A 2,802-nucleotide genomic window follows, 5' to 3' on the forward strand; every position below is an offset into this window, starting at 1 on the left:
CATCGTGCTCGCACCGCTCCACGTGGACGAGGGCGAGCCCTTCCCACCGGCGGGCAGTCCGATCTCGCAAGCGCTACGCCGATTGGGGGTGGTGACACGCGCAGGTGAGGACGAGTTCTCAGCCGTGGGGTTGGACCGGCATCGGCACAGCGAAGCGTGGATCTCCTGACGCACCGTGGTCGCGGCCGTCAGAAGTCGCGGCCGGGTCCGTCGGCCAGGGGGATGCGGGCGGTGATGCGTTTGCCCACCGGCGCCCGCTGCATCGCGAAGTCCTCGGCCACGGCCTTCACGATCTCCAAGCCGTGCTGCCCGACCCTGTTGGGGTCGGCGGCCCTGGCCGCGGGCATGGTGGGGTCGCTGTCCCACACGGTGACTTCCACGGCGCGGGCGGTGATACGCAGTTCCAGCAGGACGGGACCCGGAGCATATTTGCGGGTGTTGGTGACAAGCTCGCTGACCACCAGCGCGGTGAGGTCCTTGGCTCGGGCAGAGACGGGCAGGTGCTGCTCGGCGCTCGCCCGGTCGAGGAAGGCGGCGGCGTGACGGCGGGCGTCCGTGATACAGCTGTCGTCTCTGTCCAAGGCGTACCCGACGCGCATGAGATGCTCGTCCGGCGTAGTATAGCCGTCACCGTCGGCATCAGGTTTCACTGGCCTCGCCCTCACTCCCCGTTTCCTGCCCGCCGGTACCCGTTTCGCTGCCCTGCATGCCAAAAGGGTGCTGTTCGGCACAGCCGCGCGGGTGCATCCGGCCGGGCCGGTGGGGCACAATCGACTGCGCACATTCTGACCGGGCAAGCCTAAGCACAATCGAGGAGACGGTGTCCCAGCTCGAGGAAGCGGACCGGCCGGGCCGGCTCCACGCCGAACACCACATGACCGGAGGCGTCCGTGTCGTGACGCTGCGGGGCGAGATCGACCACGACGTCCGGGACGTGCTCAGCGAAGCCCTGCTGATCGAGGACGGGGCGGCCCCGCCGCGGATCGTCGCGGATCTCAGCGGCGTGACGTTCATGGACTCCAGCGGCATCAACGTCTTCGTCGCCGCCCATCAGCAGGTGAGCCGGGCAGACGGCTGGGTGCGCATCGCCGGAGCCCAGGAAAGCGTCCTGCGGGTTCTGCAACTGGTCGGCGTCGACACCCTCATCCCCTGCCACCCCACCACGGAACAGGCCCTGATCACCTGATTTCGTACGGTCGGCCGTACCTCACGAGGCTCCTCGACCGGACCACGACTCCGGCCCGACAGGCATCAGCGGCCCGACAGGCATCAGACGGGTTCCGCTCGACCGCCGCGCTCCTCGACGCTCCGCCAGAAGTCGAGCAGCGCCGCTGCGAGAGCCTCGGGTGCCTCTTCGGCCATGTGATGGCCGGAGTCGATCGGGCCCCCGTCGAGCCGGTCGCCCGCCCAGTGGCGCCACACGCCCAGGACGTCGCCGTAGAGGTCGGCCATGTCGTCCTGGGTGGCCCAAACACCTGCAGGGGGCGAGCGATGCGTCGGCCGGCGCGCTGGTCGGAGTCGCCGTGGTCGCGGTCGACACCGAGGCCGGCGCGGAAGTCCTCGCACATGGCGTGCACGGTGGCCGGATCGTGGATCGCGCGCCGGAAGTCCTCGTACGCTTCGGCGCCCATCTGCTCGCTCGTGGCCGTGTACCAGGCCTCGGGGTCGGCGTTGATGACGCGTTCGGCGGGCTTGTCGGTCTGCCCGAGGAAGAACCAGTGCCACCAGCTTGCGGCGAACGTGGCGTCGCAGCGCCACAGGGCCTCCCCGATCGGCACGGCGTCCAGCACACTGACGGCGGAGACGGCCTCCGGATGGTCCGTGGCCAGACGCGGGGCCACGTACGCGCCCCGGTCGTACCCGACGACAGCGAACCGCTCGTGTCCGAGACGGCGCATGACCGCCAGGCAATCGCCGGCCGTGGCGCGCTTGGGATACGGACGGTGCTGCGGGTCGGAGGCGGGCTTGTCGGACTGACCGTAGCCCCGAAGGTCCGGGCAGACCACGGTATGGCCTGCGGCGACCAGCAGGGGGTGCGACGTGGTGCTACGTGGCGTGCGTGCGTGGGTGGCCGTGCAACAGCAACACCGGTGGCCCGCCACCGCCGTGACGAGCCCTCAGCCTGACTCCCTGCCCCTCGCATCGCGTCAGCTCAAAGCCGTCGAACACTTGGCCTCCCGGGTTCTGGGGCTGCGCAAGCGTGCCTCGACCACAGACAGTCCTCAGCAGCATCGTCATGGCCACGCTGCTACAGCTCGATACGTCCCTCCATGTCGAGAACTCCCACTCCCGCGACGTGCTCGCCGCGTTCCGCAGGGCACGGAGAACGAGAACCCGCAGGGCTCAGTGATCCACCGTGATCTCGACGGCGCGGTTCAGAACCAGTGCAGGCAGTGCGGGGCGCGGTCGGTGCGGAAAAGGGTGTCGGCGAGTGCGGCCGCGTCCGGGTTGTGGGCCCGGATGTGTCCGGCACGTACGAGCGTGCTCGGGGCGGTGCCGCCGAGGCAGACCGATCCCAGGTCGCTCACGTCCAGGGACAGGACGGGCTCCCGGTCCGTCGGGACGCAGTCGGCCTTGCCCTCCCGGACGGTCAGCAGATAACGGCCGTGCTCGCCGAGGAAGGGGTCCTCGACGTCGAGGACGAGCTCGCCGTCGGCGAACCAGCCGCGTGCGGTCAGCGCACGCGGGACGTCCAGCAGCCGCACCCACAGCCAGTCCATGTCGCCGCTCGCCTTGCCGGCTCGGAAGTCCGCGAGCTGCCGGCGCAGCGGGTGCTGGGGCGGGTCGTGCTCGACCACGACC

Annotated in this window: 3 protein-coding genes and 1 pseudogene; 1 reads left to right on the plus strand and 3 read right to left on the minus strand. The window is 70.1% G+C overall.

The annotated features are described in order from the left end of the window. Window positions 1–188: 188 nt before the first annotated feature. Window positions 189–650 (minus strand): ATP-binding protein, encoded by a 462-nt coding sequence (locus tag ABZ281_RS44980; RefSeq protein WP_356664124.1) that lies wholly within the window; start codon window positions 648–650, stop codon window positions 189–191. Window positions 651–820: 170 nt separating this feature from the next. Here ABZ281_RS44980 and ABZ281_RS44985 point away from each other — a divergent pair, with 170 nt between their 5' ends. Then, the gene (locus tag ABZ281_RS44985) at window positions 821–1,186 is read left to right on the plus strand and encodes an STAS domain-containing protein (protein ID WP_356664126.1); all 366 of its coding nucleotides are present in this window, start codon (window positions 821–823) and stop codon (window positions 1,184–1,186) included. 83 nt (window positions 1,187–1,269) lie between these two features. Here the strand turns inward: ABZ281_RS44985 and ABZ281_RS44990 are convergent. Together ABZ281_RS44990 and ABZ281_RS44995 are read right to left on the minus strand one after the other, a co-directional pair. Further along, window positions 1,270–2,169 (minus strand): annotated as a pseudogene (locus ABZ281_RS44990) (alpha/beta hydrolase). A 206-nt stretch (window positions 2,170–2,375) separates the two neighbouring features. Continuing rightward, on the minus strand, window positions 2,376–2,802 hold a 427-nt coding region (locus tag ABZ281_RS44995; RefSeq protein WP_356664128.1), incomplete at its 5' end, for a sterol carrier protein domain-containing protein.

Source organism: Streptomyces sp. NPDC006265 (genome assembly GCF_040613555.1).
Classification (GTDB): domain Bacteria; phylum Actinomycetota; class Actinomycetes; order Streptomycetales; family Streptomycetaceae; genus Streptomyces.